At 60.2% G+C, this 14,346-nt stretch carries 13 protein-coding genes; 11 read left to right on the top strand and 2 right to left on the bottom strand.

Features of this window, described 5'->3' with window-relative positions:
- The first annotated feature begins 20 nt into the window (after positions 1 to 20).
- The gene (locus AC1DPF_RS18305) at positions 21 to 971 is read left to right on the top strand and encodes a YeiH family protein (RefSeq protein ID WP_477962795.1); all 951 of its coding nucleotides are present in this window, start codon (positions 21 to 23) and stop codon (positions 969 to 971) included.
- Positions 972 to 984: 13 nt separating this feature from the next.
- On the opposite strand, the gene AC1DPF_RS18300 is transcribed toward AC1DPF_RS18305, so the two are convergent.
- On the bottom strand, positions 985 to 1,764 hold the full coding sequence (locus tag AC1DPF_RS18300) for an IclR family transcriptional regulator (RefSeq protein WP_477962793.1): 780 nt from the start codon (positions 1,762 to 1,764) through the stop codon (positions 985 to 987).
- A gap of 196 nt (positions 1,765 to 1,960) precedes the next feature.
- Here AC1DPF_RS18300 and AC1DPF_RS18295 point away from each other — a divergent pair, with 196 nt between their 5' ends.
- The 4 genes from AC1DPF_RS18295 to AC1DPF_RS18280 all read left to right on the top strand — a co-directional run bounded on the left by AC1DPF_RS18295 (position 1,961) and on the right by AC1DPF_RS18280 (position 5,617).
- A complete protein-coding gene (locus AC1DPF_RS18295; protein WP_477962791.1) occupies positions 1,961 to 3,184 on the top strand; it encodes a CaiB/BaiF CoA transferase family protein in 1,224 nt (407 codons plus the stop codon).
- Positions 3,181 to 3,786, top strand: a complete 606-nt coding sequence (locus tag AC1DPF_RS18290; protein WP_477962789.1) for a cysteine dioxygenase family protein — start codon at positions 3,181 to 3,183, stop codon at positions 3,784 to 3,786. Before AC1DPF_RS18295 ends, AC1DPF_RS18290 begins: the two co-directional genes overlap by 4 nt.
- A complete protein-coding gene (locus AC1DPF_RS18285; RefSeq protein WP_477962787.1) occupies positions 3,783 to 4,547 on the top strand; it encodes an enoyl-CoA hydratase/isomerase family protein in 765 nt (254 codons plus the stop codon). Before AC1DPF_RS18290 ends, AC1DPF_RS18285 begins: the two co-directional genes overlap by 4 nt.
- 119 nt (positions 4,548 to 4,666) lie before the next feature.
- Complete coding sequence (locus AC1DPF_RS18280; protein ID WP_477962785.1) at positions 4,667 to 5,617, top strand: alpha/beta fold hydrolase; 951 nt, start codon at positions 4,667 to 4,669, stop codon at positions 5,615 to 5,617.
- Between the two features lie 92 nt (positions 5,618 to 5,709).
- Here AC1DPF_RS18280 and AC1DPF_RS18275 read toward each other — a convergent pair whose 3' ends face one another.
- Entirely contained in the window at positions 5,710 to 6,597 is an 888-nt protein-coding gene (locus tag AC1DPF_RS18275) for a helix-turn-helix domain-containing protein (RefSeq protein WP_477962784.1), read from the bottom strand.
- 165 nt (positions 6,598 to 6,762) lie between these two features.
- On the opposite strand from AC1DPF_RS18275, the gene AC1DPF_RS18270 reads away from it, so the two are divergent.
- From AC1DPF_RS18270 to AC1DPF_RS18245, 6 genes are all read left to right on the top strand, one after another.
- On the top strand, positions 6,763 to 7,944 hold the full coding sequence (locus tag AC1DPF_RS18270; RefSeq protein WP_477867135.1) for an oxidoreductase: 1,182 nt from the start codon (positions 6,763 to 6,765) through the stop codon (positions 7,942 to 7,944).
- 23 nt (positions 7,945 to 7,967) lie between these two features.
- Positions 7,968 to 9,275, top strand: a complete 1,308-nt coding sequence (locus AC1DPF_RS18265; RefSeq protein WP_477867133.1) for a phenylacetate--CoA ligase family protein — start codon at positions 7,968 to 7,970, stop codon at positions 9,273 to 9,275.
- 14 nt (positions 9,276 to 9,289) lie between these two features.
- On the top strand, positions 9,290 to 10,714 hold the full coding sequence (locus AC1DPF_RS18260) for a hypothetical protein (protein ID WP_477867131.1): 1,425 nt from the start codon (positions 9,290 to 9,292) through the stop codon (positions 10,712 to 10,714).
- 1 nt (position 10,715) lies between these two features.
- A complete protein-coding gene (locus AC1DPF_RS18255; protein WP_477867129.1) occupies positions 10,716 to 12,188 on the top strand; it encodes an acyl-CoA reductase in 1,473 nt (490 codons plus the stop codon).
- A gap of 68 nt (positions 12,189 to 12,256) precedes the next feature.
- The gene (locus tag AC1DPF_RS18250; protein WP_477867128.1) at positions 12,257 to 13,141 is read left to right on the top strand and encodes a hypothetical protein; all 885 of its coding nucleotides are present in this window, start codon (positions 12,257 to 12,259) and stop codon (positions 13,139 to 13,141) included.
- Positions 13,142 to 13,520: 379 nt separating this feature from the next.
- On the top strand, positions 13,521 to 14,346 hold an 826-nt coding region (locus AC1DPF_RS18245), incomplete at its 3' end, for an MFS transporter (RefSeq protein ID WP_477962782.1).

Below are 14,346 nucleotides of genomic sequence, written 5' to 3'. Positions count from 1 at the left end.
GGTATATTTACCCGGGGATATTGGTCGCGTTGACGGCGGCAGGCGCAGCGGAATGGCTCTCGGAGCATTATTCGACGCCGGTAATGCTGCTTGCCTTGTTGATCGGCATGGCCTTCAACTTCCTCCGTCAGGAAGCTCGGTTCGCGCCGGGGATCAGTTTCGCGGCAAAATCGGTGTTGCGGATTGGGATTGCCATGCTCGGCGTGCGCATCACCCTTCACCAGCTCGTCGGCCTTGGTCTGTTTCCCGTCGTGCTTGTCCTGCTGTCGATTGCCAGCACGCTGGTTTTTGGGATTGTGCTAAGCCATTTCATGCGGCTGGACAGGAGTTTCGGGCTATTGTCCGCCGGCGCCGTGGGAATTTGCGGCGCGTCAGCGGCGCTGGCCATCAGCGCGATACTCCCGCGCAAGCCTGAAACCGAGCGGGATACGATCCTTGTGGTCATCGTTGTAACCTCGCTCTCTACGCTGGCGATGATATTCTATCCGCAGATCGCGCTGCATCTCCGGCTCGACGATGTGGATTCGGGTATTTTCATCGGCGGAACGATTCACGATGTCGCGCAGGTAATTGGCGCCGGCTTCTCGATCTCGGATCGCGCTGGAGACATCTCGACCTATGTGAAGCTGCTGCGCGTCGTGATGCTGATTCCCGTGATCCTGATGATATCATTTCTGATCGGAACGCGCGCCGTCGAGGGGGGAGGGCGGCAGAGGGTGCCATTCCCGAAGTTCCTTATCGGCTTTGCGGCCATGGTCATCCTGGCCACCACACTGCCGATACCGCAAATCGTCAGCGGCGGGATATCGTCACTCTCCCAGCTTTGTCTCGTCACGGCGATGGCGGCGGTGGGCATGAGCACATCGTTCCGCTCGATCCTGGCGGTCGGATGGAAGCCTATAGGGCTCATGGTCGCGGAAACCGCCTGGATTGCGGGCGTGAACCTGTCGGCCCTGCTGCTTTTTCGATGATAGGCCTGCTCCCTCAGCGGTGACCTTCGTGGGCAGGGCTCGGCACCTGGTTCGAATTCAGCTCGCGCTCGATGTTGGCTGCAGCTTCACGCACGAAATTACGGAGCTGTTTCACTCTGGCAGCGGGCGAAATTCGGAAATCAGGCCCGGACACGCCGATCGCAGCGAGCGCCTGCCCTGAAAGGTGCTGAACGGGCGCCGCAATGCCCCAGACGCCGTCGCGCCATTCGCCCCGGTTGATGGCGATGCCGCTCTCGCGAATGTCGGCGAGCTGATCGCGAAGCTGTCTCGGGTCAGTGATAGTGAAACGTGAATGCCGCGGTAGATCGACCAGCAGACGATCGAGTTCGGGGTCGGAAAGTCGGGAGAGAAGTGCCTTGCCAGTAGCTACGCAATGCGCTGGGCCACGGCCGCCAAGCCGCGAATAGGCCTTCACCGGCTCGGGGCTGTCGACCTTGTCGACATAGACGACCTCCATGCCGTCGAGTATTGCGAGATGAACCGTCTCGCGCGACTGCTGGGCCAGCAGCTGGAGTGCTCCGGATGCAACCGATCGGATATCGAGGCGGTCGATTACCTTCATGCCCAATTCCCAGACACGAATACTCGCGGAATAAATTTTGGACCGAGGGTTCTGTTGAAGAAGCCCCGCGGCGCGAAGAGTGTCCAGAGAGCGATGGGCATTGCTCTTCGTCAGCCCGATTGCGGCCGCGACATCGATCAATCTTGCGCCACCAGGCTGCTCGACCACGAAGGTCAATATCTCGAGGCYTTTAATAAGTGTCTTGTCCATAGCCTCTCAATGCAGCTGACGGGTTGCCGAACTCTCAGATCCTAGCCTCTTGACCGACGCATGCCCCGGTTAGTATCAATATATAGAATAAAGTTCCAAATAATAGAACCAGCATTTGCGGGGTTGCGCGCGGCGGTTCTGGCTGACCGAGCGGGTTCGGGATTTGGTTCGGCAGTAATAAAAGGCATCGATCCAGATGAATGAAGCCCGGAATGCGAATGATCTCGAAGAGGGGAGGGCGGCATATATCGACCTGCCGCTCAACGGCCTCAAGGTTATCGAGTTCTGCAATGTTGCTGCGGGGCCATTCTGCGGCATGCTGCTGGGCGATATGGGAGCCTCGGTCATCAAGGTTGAACCCGCTGCGGGTGATTCCTTGCGCCAGTGGCCGCCAATCACGAACGGCTTCAGTGAGAATTTCGCTTCGCTCAACCGAAACAAGCGATCGATCGCGCTGGATCTGAAGAGCCCCGATGATCGCGCAATCGCTCGCGGTCTGATCGAGCAGGCGGATGTCGTCATAGAGAATAATCGTCCGGGCGTGATGACACGGCTGGGCCTGGGCTATGAGAGTTTCGCCGAAACGCATCCGCGCCTGATCTATTGTTCGATCTCCGCTTATGGCCAGACCGGCCCGCGCTCGCAGGGAGGCGGGTTCGACGTTACCATTCAGGCTATGTCGGGGATCATGTCGGTCACGGGCGAGCCGGGGCAGCCTGCCGTCAAAGCGGGTGTTCCGGTATCCGATTTCACGACCGGCCTGTACGGCGCTTTTGCGGTGTCCTCGCTTCTCAATAGAGTGCGCACGGGCGGCCGCGGCGGCTTCATCGATATCTCGATGCTCGGTGCCAGCCTGGCCGTGTCCGCGCTCCAGGTGAGCGAGTATTTCGGCAGCGGCCGGGATCCGAAGCCGCTAGGCTCGGCCCATCCCCGCAACGCGCCTTATCAGGCGTTTAGCGCGCGCGACGGAGAGTTCGTGCTGGCAGCCGGTAATGAGAAATTGTGGCGCCAGGTCTGCGAGATTCTCGGCTGCATGGACCTGCATGCGGACGAACGCTTTCACCTGATGGCGAACCGGGTCAAAAATCAGCAGCTTCTCGCGGAGTTCCTGTCCGAGATTTTCGCCCGCTGGTCTGTCGATGATCTGTTGAAGGCGTTCGAAACGGCCGGAATTCCCTGCAGCCGGATCAACAGCTATTCCGAGGCGCTCGCTGATCCGCAGGTCGGGCATATGGGCTGGGTAAGCGATGTCGAGCTGCCAGGCGGATCGATGACGCATATGTTCGGCTCCCCGCTGATGATCGATGGGGTCCAGCTTCCGATCCGCCTTACGCCTCCCGCTCTTGATGCAGACCGTGCGGCAATCCTGGCCGAAGGCGGGTTCGCACCGCCTGCCTCCGTCGCGCCGGTCCGAGCATGATGGCCCCAGGCGCCGCAACCTCACCCGAAGGGCGAGCTCGCTTTGCTGGGTTCCTTGACCTCGTGTCGCGCGAGACCGCCGATGAGGCAAGCAAACGCGCGCGCATGCCGGACGTGATCAAGGAGGAGTTCCGCTCTCTGCTGGCTCAAGACGACTGGCTCGATGAGGAATTCGCCCGTGCGGACCGGGATAGATACCAGCAATATCTTCTCTACTGCGACGCACGGCGACGATTCAGCGTCGTCAGCTTTGTGTGGGGCCCCGGCCAATCTACGCCGATTCACGACCATGGCGTGTGGGGAATGGTCGGGATGCTTCGAGGCAGCGAAATTTCCGAGAACTTCGATATTCGGAAAGGGGAATTGGTCAAGGTTTCGGAGGATCTCCTCACATCCGGGCAGATCATGAGCTTCACCCCAGATGATGGCGATATTCATCGGGTTCGCAACGCCTATTCGGACCGCACGTCCATAAGCATCCATGTCTATGGCGCCGACATCGGTTCGGTCGAGCGCTCCGTGTTCAGTTCCGATGGACAGCGAAAGCCATTCATATCGGGCTATGCCAATCGCAGGCTTCCGAATTTCTGGGGGCGACCATGAGCGACCAGTTGTTGATCCGCGTCGATGGAGACGCATTCTTCCTGACGCTGTCCCGGCCAGAGGTCGGCAACTGTCTCTCAGCGGCTCTTGTCGAAGACCTTCATCTCGGGTTGGATCGATTTGAGCAATCGTCGGCCAAAGTCGTCATTTTCCAGGGAGAAGGGCGGCATTTCTGCACCGGTTTCGATCTTCACGATCTTGCCGACCAGAGCGACGCCGATCTCGCCTTGCGCTTCATCCGGATCGAGCAGCTTCTGGCTCGGATTTGGACCGCCGACTATCCGACGATCGCCGTCGCCAACGGCCGGACGGTTGGCGCCGGGGCTGACCTGTTCGCCGCCTGCGGCCGACGCATCGCTATCGAGGGCTCGACCTTTCGTTTCCCCGGTGCCGATTTCGGCGTGATTTTGGGCATAGCCCGGCTCACGGCCCGAATGGGCTCGCACGCGCTCGACATAGTCGAGGCTGGCCGGGAGATAGGGGCCATCGAGGCGTTACGGCTCGGGCTCGTCGATCACCTTGTCGATCCGGATGCCTCGTCGGACGTGCTGGCGAGGGAGGTCCGTTGTTCCACCCGGCTCGAGGCGGGAACGCTCGCCCAACTGCGAACGGTTCTTGCTGGCGACGGTGGTTCGGCCGACCGCGACCTCGCGGCGCTGGTGCGCTCCGTGGCGATGCCGGGTCTCAAGACAAGGATCGAAACGTACCGCCATCGGCAGCTTGGGGGTGGGCGTGCGGGGATGTCTAACCGATCGCCGTGACCGTGATGAAATCAGGCGGTCGCCCGATAGGAGAATGGAATGCATGTGAATAAACGGCGAAGCCGCGCAATTCTCCGCGGTGTTTCGTGCGCGCGGCGCCTATGGGGCGGGATGGTCGAATGAGAGATAGTGGCAAGGCGGCGGAGCCGCTCATATTGTCGGTTCTGGAAAGCTTCTACATAGGCGGGGAGGTGGAGGGGTTCCTGAACCCTGCAGGCGCGCGCGACCAACGACTGTGCGGCGCAATGTATGTCCAGCGACTCCGCCCGGCGAAACTGAGATTTCCATTTCCTGTCCTTTTCATTCATGGCGGCTGCCATACCGGCGTGACATGGGAAACCACTCCGGACGGTCGCGAGGGGTGGGCCCAACTCTTCGTGCGCCAGGGATTCGAGACTTTTGTGATCGACCAGCCCCGGCGTGGCCGCTCAGCACCCCTCATGGAGGAGGCCGGCAGCGCCTGGTCCGCCGGCTTTTCCGCCATTCGCCTCTTTACGAGAGAAGGCGGGCGATTTCCGGAAGCGCACAGCCAGACCTATGCGTCTCAGCTCTGGCCCGATTTCGGTATCGGTGACGCTGTCGGTCGGGGCCATCCAGGCTACAGCGATCCACGTGCACTGCCGCCGCTCGTCGACCTACTCGATCGGCTCGGCCGCACGGTACTCGTTACACATTCGCAGGGTGCGGATCTTGGCTGGCGCGCGGCCCTTCAAAGACCCAGCGCGGTAGCAGCTATTTTTTCGGTCGAACCGGGCATCACCACCGCAGGAATCAGCTGGCACGATTTTTCGAACATTCCGGTGCGGATCATGTGGGGGGACAACCTGCCCGTGGGGGGTGAAGTGTTGACACGCAAGGATGTCGAAGATGCGCAGCTCCTCGCCGAGCAGTTCGAGAATGTCAGTCTCGATTGGCTGCCGGCGGCCGGTATCCACGGCAATGGCCACATGCTCATGATGGAAGACAACAGCGCTGATCTTGCGGCTCGTGCTATGACGTGGCTTCGCGAGTGCTTTCCCATGATAGGGGACAGTGACGGTCGAGAAATCCCGACGGGGTCATCGGAGTAAAGCGCATACATGGAGAAGCGGTAGTCGTAACCGGAATACCTCAGGCGTCGGTTTCGTCACGGCGTACCGACACATGCATTCTGTGATCCCGATCAGCCCGATCGAGACCGCTGGCGGGGATTGACGCCAAACGTCTTGCGAAAGACCTCTGCGAAGTGGCTGGGATCGCTATAGCCCAYGGCAGCAGCGACGTCGCCGATCGACATGCCGCCACTGACGAGAAGACCGTGAGCACTGTGCATCCGCCTTTCCTGGAGATAGCGCAACGGTGGCAATGATGTCGACATCTTGAACGCGCGTGCAAAATGGGATGGGCTCAGCCCCGCGATGGAAGCGAGCTCTTCGATTCGAAGTTTTTCGCCGAGATGCATGTCCATATATTTCTGAACCTGGAGCAATCTTCGGCGCGATAGACCTCCCTGTACGATCTGCCTAGGCTCCGGAACGAGCAGTCCGCCGGTGATAAGGCGAGCAGCGAATGCATAGCTGGCCGCCTTATACTGGAACGTCCTGACTGCAATCTCCTCCATCCCCATGATGGCGACCATTGCGTGCGCCAGATGCAGCAGCCCCTCGTCCTGAAACGAGCATGGCCGAAGATCCAACCCGCTTCTGCCGATCGATCGTGTTGCGAAGTCCGCTAGGACGTTGTCGAGCCACCATGCCGGCAGAAACAGCTGAAGGATGTCGAAACCGTCCCTGATTTCCGACTGAACGCGACTGCTTCTGGGTATGAAGGCGATTGTGCCGACTTCGAGCGGCCCGTCCACGAGGCTTTCACCGTTGACCTTCAGTTTATGATAGGAGCTGGACTGGAAATGCACGGTCACCTGATGGGTGTCATCGGGAATGAGGCGGTCGTAAGACATCGCCGTTCCGCGCCTCGCAACGAGATGGCATCCTGCCGCGGCGATATCGTCCCCTTCGTCAAGCTGCGATTGAGGCTTGGTGAGGATCAGATCGTGAATCTTTACAGACATGGCGTCATCCCATCTCCATGGCGGTTTTACCGCAATACTCGTAGCTTTATATGGCGAAAATACCCGCAAACAGCAGGGTTACCCGCGCTGGCCAATTAAATTCCCCATAAGGTGCCGCTTGTCGACAGATCGCCGAAAGGGCGGCGCGTCGCTTAGGAGGCATCGGTGCACGCCACTGCGCAAATTGATCGAAGCGATGTGCCGGTGGACCGCCTGTTCGACGGTTGGGCTATCGGCTCGCTGCGTCTGGCAAACCGGATGGTCATGCCGCCAATGGGGCGGCACTTCGTCGAAGATGGGGTACCTTCCGCTGATTACGCCGATTATTTCGCGAGGAGGGCGGTAGGGGGCTTCGGCCTCGTGATGACGGAATTGTGCTGCATCGATCACCCCTCATCGCAAAAGACGCCGGGATATGCCCGCATGTATGGTGACGACGTGCGGGCGCCATATCGTGCAATCACAGCTGCGGTGCACGCGGGTGGCGGACGGATCGTCGCTCAGATCGCGCACTGCGGCGTGATGCGACCGCTGGGCACCGCGCCCAATCCTGAAGCGCCGCCGCTCGGTCCCTCCGGCCTATTCCTTGCCCTGGGTGGACTCGCCGGCGAACCCGTCCGTTACGCCGAACCGGCCAGCACCAAGGATATCGAGCATGTGGTGCGGGCTTTCGGTGATGCCGTGGCGTTCGCCCGTGATCTCGGCTTTGACGGTGTCGAACTTCACGGCGCACATGGTTATCTGATCGATCAGTTCCTGTGGCCGCGAACCAACCTCCGGACCGATGAATATGGCGGCCCGATGGGAAACAGGGTGCGGCTCGCGGTGGAGGTCGTCCGGGAATGTCGCCGGCGCCTGCCGGCCGATTATCCGCTGTTCTTCCGATGGTCGCAGTGGAAGCAGCAGGATTATGACGCGCGGCTCTGCGAGAGCCCAAAGGAACTCGAGGCCTTGCTGCTTCCGCTGGCCGATGCCGGGGTGGACGTCTTCGATTGTTCCACCCGCCGGGTTTGGCAGGCCGAGTTCCCAGGCAGTCACCTCAATCTTGCCGGATGGACCAAGAAAATCTCAGGCAAGCCTACGGTGACGGTCGGCTCGCTGCTGCTGGATCAGATTCCTCTGCTGGACGGGCCCGGGGCATCGCCGGATTCGCCTGCGACACCAATCGCAACCGATACGCCGGCCAGCATCAGCTTCGCGGTCGCGATGTTGGAGCGCGGTGAATGCGATCTCATTGCCTTCGGGCGGTCCTCGATCGCCAATCCCGATTTGCCGGCGAAGATTCGCGGGCGGCATTGGGCGGCCATCGAATCTTACCGCCCGGAGCTGCTTAACACACTTGTTTAACTGACTTTTCCACGGGAGAGAGCATGATCGGAGAACAAAATCGCGCGGCTATCCATCCCGGCTACCTGACGGATACCGGCAGGAAGCTGTTCAATCCTGACAAGGAAGCGATGCCGCCAGAAAAGCGATTGCAACATTACACGCAGGCGCTCGAGCACGAATGGGAACGCGCCTGGAAACTTCCCTTCTATCGGGACAAATTCGCCGCGGCCGGTCTGAAGGCCAACGATTATCCAGGGCTGGAAGCCATCCCGCTCACCCGGAAATCCGAACTGCGCATGAACGAACTGGCACATCCTCCGTTCGGGACGCATCGCGCCGTCCAACTGCACGACGCTGTCCGGGTCGCTCGCTCCTCGGGAACGACCGGCAAGCCGTGGTACACTTTCTACACAATAAACGACATCGAACGGATGCGGGAGATCGATCGAACGATCTACTGGCGTGCCGGATACCGGCCCGGGATGCATTATTCGCTCAGCTTCCCGCAGAACCTCTATCCGACCAACGTCAATGGCGGCCGGAGCATGCGCGATGCGGGGATGCTTGAAATGCCAGTGGGTGTGCCGTTCACGCTCGACGAGGCCGCCAGTCATATCCGTGTCTGGCAGGAACTGGGTGTGGATATCATGATGTGCTCGCTCCCGCAGCTCAATCTGTACGATGAGGCGGCGAAGTCGATCGGTGTCGACCTTCCAGAGCTGCTCGATGGCAATATCCTCTCGATCATCGAACTGAGCATGCAGTGGGAAGCACCCCGTTCACGTCTGGAAAGGGCATTTGGGGTCAAGGTCCGCAACACCTATGGCGTCTCCGACTGCATCGGCTTTTCCTGTCTCGACGGTGAGACGCATTCGGGAATGGCCGCGCCGGTCGATTATTACATCACSCAGGTCTGCGATCCCGAAACCGGGCGGGAAGTGCCGCCAGGTACTCCCGGTCACCTCGTCGTTACCATGTTCGGGATGGACCAGTTCGTCATGCGGTTCGATTCCGAGGACGTGGTGGTAAAGCGCACCGAGCCCTGCTTGACGGGTTCGACCTTGGACCGCTGGAATTATCTCGGCCGAACGCCAGACATGGCCATTGTCGGCGACGCCAGGCTTCTGCCGATCCATGTCCAGCTCGAACTGGAGCATTTCGGTGCGCCCGAGTTTACCATCAACGCCGGCGAGGTCCGCGTACTGTCCGTCCAGGTCGAGCATGAGGATGGCACCGCGATCAGGAAGCATCTCGCCGACGCGCTCGATGTCCCCGTCGAAGTGACGAGCCTCGAGGTCGGTGCGCTGCCGCGATCATCCTATAAACCGCGTCGCCTGGCGGCTGCTTGAAGGAGCGTCTTCCCATGACACAACAGACCTTGAGCACGGCCGATGACGAGCGGCTCGGCAGCCTGATCGAAAATCCCGCACAATATGTCGAACGGCCCTATCGCGAGATATTCCAACTTGCCGACGACGAGCGCGAGCGGTTGTGGATCGAGGTGGCCCGCCGCCGTTTCGCGGAACTGCGCGGCAGCTTGCCGATGTTGAAAATTCTGGCCGACAAACAGGATATCGACGCCATCGAGACGCTGGACGATCTGGCGCCGCTGCTGTTCAAGCTGTCCGTCTATAATTCCTACCCGCTGAGCTGGTTGGAAAAGGGCGATTTCGCCAAGCTGACGAAGTGGCTCGGCAAGCTGACCACCGTCGATCTTTCGGGTGTCGACGTCGCCGACGTCGAACTGATCGAGGAATGGTTCGCCGCGCTCGCCAAACAGACCCCGCTCATCATCTGCTATTCGACGACGACCGATGGGAAGATGATCTTCCTGCCCCGCACCAGGGACGAATGGCAGCTTTACTGGCGTGGCGGCCAGTGGCGGATGGAGCCGTTCGGCGAGGAACGGAAGGGTTTCCGCCGAATGCAGCCGGGCGTCGACAAGGTGCCGATCTTCTTCCCGGGCCCGAAGGGCGGAAACCGCCCGTTCAACATCAATCTCGCCATCTACGAGGACGTGTTCGGCGAGGGACTTGTAAGGGGCCCGACCGATTACATGGATGCGGATTTGATGTCGCTGGCGGGCCGTATCCAGGCAGCGAGCAAGAATGGCGAGCAGGGGCTCTTGAGCGTCAACCCGCGCTTGCTCGCACGCAAGGACGAAGTCACTGCGATGCGGGAGCAGGCCCCCGCCCGCTATGCCGCCTGGGTCGATGACCTGATCAATGGGCATAAGGGTCAGCGGGTGTGGGTGCTGGGGACCATGAGCAGCGTCCACACGCTTGCCCTGCAACTGCTGAGAGAAGGGACGGAGGCGGCATTCGCCCCGGATTCCATGATTTCCGTGGGCAGCGGCTTCCCGGAAGGAGAGCCCGCCGGCTGGCAGGACGAGGTGCTGAAGGCTTTCGGCATCCCGGCCCAGAATATGACGATCGATTTCGGCATGGGCGAGATGATGAGTGTGGCGACGCGCTGCCCTCATTTGAACTATCACCTGCCACCCACGACTATCCCCTTCGTCCTGGATGTGGAAACGGACGAGGTCCTGCCCCGCACCGGCGAGCAGACCGGGCGCCTGGCCTTCTTCGACCTGCTTCCAACCACCTATTGGGGCGGGTTCGTGACCGGCGACAAGGTTACGCTGAAATGGGACCCGTGCCCCTGTGGACGGACCGGCCCGCATCTCGGATCGACCATCGGCAAGATCACCGAACATGGCGAAAAGATCGGCTGCGCGGGATCCGCGCAGGCGCATGACGAAGCTACCGAATTCCTGCTGGAGAACTGAGATGACGCAATCCCACATCCTACCGATTTTCGCGCGCGGCGAACTGATCGAGGATGCCGACACCGAGTTTCAGGGGCGTTTCGGCGTAAACTTCTTCGCACCTGATCCCTCGAAGCATATCGACAGGCTGGTGTTGCCGAACCGCAAGGTGCTGCAAGAGCTTTACAAACTCTCGCTGGACGAGATCATCGAGTTCCTCGTCGAACTCGGCCGGCGTCTCAACGTGAACGACAACGCGCACGTCCAATGGGCGATGGGTTTGAACAAGGAATTTTCCGACCTTCCACCGGTCTTGTGCGAGCATTCCTATCGCGATCTGGATGGTGCCAACGGCATGCTCTCGCGAGGCCGCATCGACGCTGTGATCAAGACGATCGGGCGCGAGCATCTCGAAGGATGGGCAGAGCAGGATCAGTATAATCGTCGGCGTATCGGCGTGCGCGCCATCGGTGTTCCGACCGTTCACGTCATCGCGGGCAACGCGCCGGGCATCGCGGTGATGACGTTCATCCGAAATGCTCTGATCCGTGGCTACGCGTTGGTCAAAATCCCCTCAAACGAACTCGGCTCCGCGATCGCGATCGGCCGAACCCTGGTGGACATGGCTCCCGACCATCCGCTGACCAAATCGTGGAGCGCCGCTTATTGGCGCGGCGGCGACGAGGCGTTCGAGAAAAAGCTCTACCAGCCCAAGAATTTCGACCGCATCGTTACTTGGGGCGGGCACAGCGCGATCACCCATATTGCCAAATATCTACGGCCAGGGCTGGACCTGGTGATGTTCGATCCCAAGAACAGCCGTGCGTTGATCGGCGAGGAGGCCTTCTCTAGCGAGGATATGATGCGGGAGGCGGCGTTGAGGCTCGCCGCCGATGTGGGTTATATGAACCAGGTCGGCTGCGCCAATGCGCGGCTCGCCTTCGTCAAATGTGAAGACACCCCCGAGGGTGCCGCAAAGCTGCGGCGCTTTGGACAACTCGTGTTCGAAGCGATACAGCGGCTGCCTGGCTCGATCAGCACACCAGCGCAACGGCTGGACCCGGATTTTGCGGCAAAGCTCGACACGCTGGCTCTGCTCGACGACGAGTTCGAACTGATTGGCGGCGATGAGCGCGGCGGAGTAATCCTGTCCCTCGACGGAGAACCGGTGGACTTCTGGAGCGATCTCGCGCACCGCACCGTCAACATCATCCCGATCCGCGATTATGACGACATGCTGCGCCGGACGACGCGCGATGTGCAGACGGTCGGCGTCTATCCCGAGTCCCTTCGCGACGAATTGAAATTGCCGCTGGCTCTCCATGGCGTTCAGCGGGTCACGTCGCTCGGTTACATGCTCAACTATGACGCGCTGACGGTACCCCATGACGGCACGGAGGCCTTGCGCCGCATGGCGACGTGGGTCGTCGCCGAAGACTGTTCACGTGTTCCCGAACTCTGGCAGTCGCTCCTGCCGACGAAAGAGCTTGCCTGACGGTTTGGCGAACCCGATCTGCCTGCTTGTCGCGCCGATCGGGTTCGACAGTCTGAGGATTTTAATCAATGACTAGCGATATCGATACCAAAGACGACTTGACCAGCAACACCGAAGGGCGCCGCAAGGACGGCGAGCCTCTTCCAAGCATCTTCATCGTCATGACCGAGGCGATCGAAGGGCGGGAGGACGAATTCAACGACTGGTACACGAACATCCATTGCCACGACACGATGCGCATCGAAGGAAGCGTAGCGGTTCAGCGGTGGAAGCGCTCACCATATCAACTGCGATACAACAAGGCCTATATTGGTCCGGCACAGCAATGGCTGTGCATCTATGAAATGAACGATACGCAGGCCAACATCGACGCGCACGTCAGGGACTGCTTCACCGATGCCATGCCGATTACCTCCGCGATGAAAATGGAGATGGGCGAAGACTTCTATTATGTTCCCGCGACGCCGGGGAAGAAATCTGCTGTCGAAGCCTACGATTCGCGGGACGGCGACGTACTGTTGATTCGCATGAATGCGCGCCCGGGCAAGGAAGCCGAGTTCGGCAAATGGTATCGCGAGCATTATCTTCCGCGCACCCTCGGTCTGACAGGTTTCGTCGATGGTGAACTTTACCGGGTGAGCGATCTCCAGCTCGTCAACGCCGTACCGACATTCGCCTTCTCCGCAGTGTATCATGTTGCGGATGCCAGAACCGCGATCGAAAGCCTCGACAGCCATCTGGCGCAGGCCGGTACAGTCCTCGACTGCCCCCTGGTCGATCCGAGCAGCATCGGCATTGCCTGTTATCAGCCGATCACCAACCGGTTCTTGGCCAAGGAAGCCCGCAATTTGTCATCCACCCGGCAAAAGCTGGAAAACGAGTTGCGCGCCAACATGGGCGACCGCCGCAGCATGGCGGAAGCCGCGGGCGGCATGAAGATCAAGCGAGACTGATCCGTATCGCCGCTCCGTGCGAGCGGCGAGCTCGGCACCGCGGCCTGTTTGTTGGAACGTCGTCACGATGCTGATTCAGCATAAGAGATACTTGGTCGACGATAACTATTTCTCATCTTTAGATTGTCACATTTTACAGAGCCGGCGGTTGCTTCTTTGCCGCCATTGTGCCGGATCGACCCTTTGAAAAAAACCTAGGCCGAACGGACGATGCCGCCTGTCTCGTCAGGTCATGTAATCGCGTTCGACAATAACGGGTGGCTACGGGCGATACGCCCCGGCAGACCGAAAAAGCGCAATGAATGCGCGTCGGTACTGGCGAGCCGCAGGACGACGGACGGCCCGTCGCCAGGACGCTTTCGCCTGGCTGGGATCGCCGATGGAGATGATGGGAGGGCGAATTGGAAACGGTCAGTTACGCTGCGTGCTCGCCGCTCACTCTCATCGCGGGGGTGCATCTCACTGCACCGGGCCACTGGATTGGCGAGCCATGACGTCGATCAACTATGGTTGGGTCATCGTGGGCTTCACGGTGCTCATGCAGATGTTCTCGCTGGGCGTCTTTCTGTACAGCTTCGGCGTTGTGCTGCTGCCTTGGACGGAAAGCTTCCAGGTAACCCGCGCCGAGTTGACGATGATCCCGGTGGCGATTCAGATCACAACCGGCGTCGCCAGTCCGTTCATCGGCCATTTCATCGACAGGCTGCCGACCAAGCCTGCGATCCTGACGGGTGTCGCTTCGACGGTGCTGTCGCTTCTTTTGCTCTCKCAAGCCACGAGCTTCTGGCAAGTTATGGTCATCAGCGTGATTCCCGTGGCGATCGCGGTCAAGCTTGCAGGCCCATTGATGGCCCAGGCTGTCACCGCGAAATGGTTTCGATCACGGCTGGGCCTCGCGCTTGCGGTCAGCGCGGCTGGGGGCAGCGTCGGCGGATTGGTGATGCCGCCGATCATCCAGTGGATCATCAGCTTTTCCGACTGGCGCACTGCCTATCTTTACCTTGCGATCGGTGCTGCGGTCATCTTCGTCCCGTTCTGTCTGCTGCTGAAGGAAGTGCCTGTCGCCGATGCACCGGCTCAGCAGGCCGGTACGACCACACGGGGCGATTCCAATCTCACCAATCTCACCACGCTCACCATCCTGTTCGACAAGATCTTTCTCATGACGGCGATCGGCATGGGGATCGTCGCGGCTATACAATTGG

The organism is Rhizorhabdus sp. P4_G6 (genome assembly GCF_056401045.1).
Note: the sequence above shows the minus strand (reverse complement) of the source record. Positions and strands in the feature narration are given on the sequence as shown.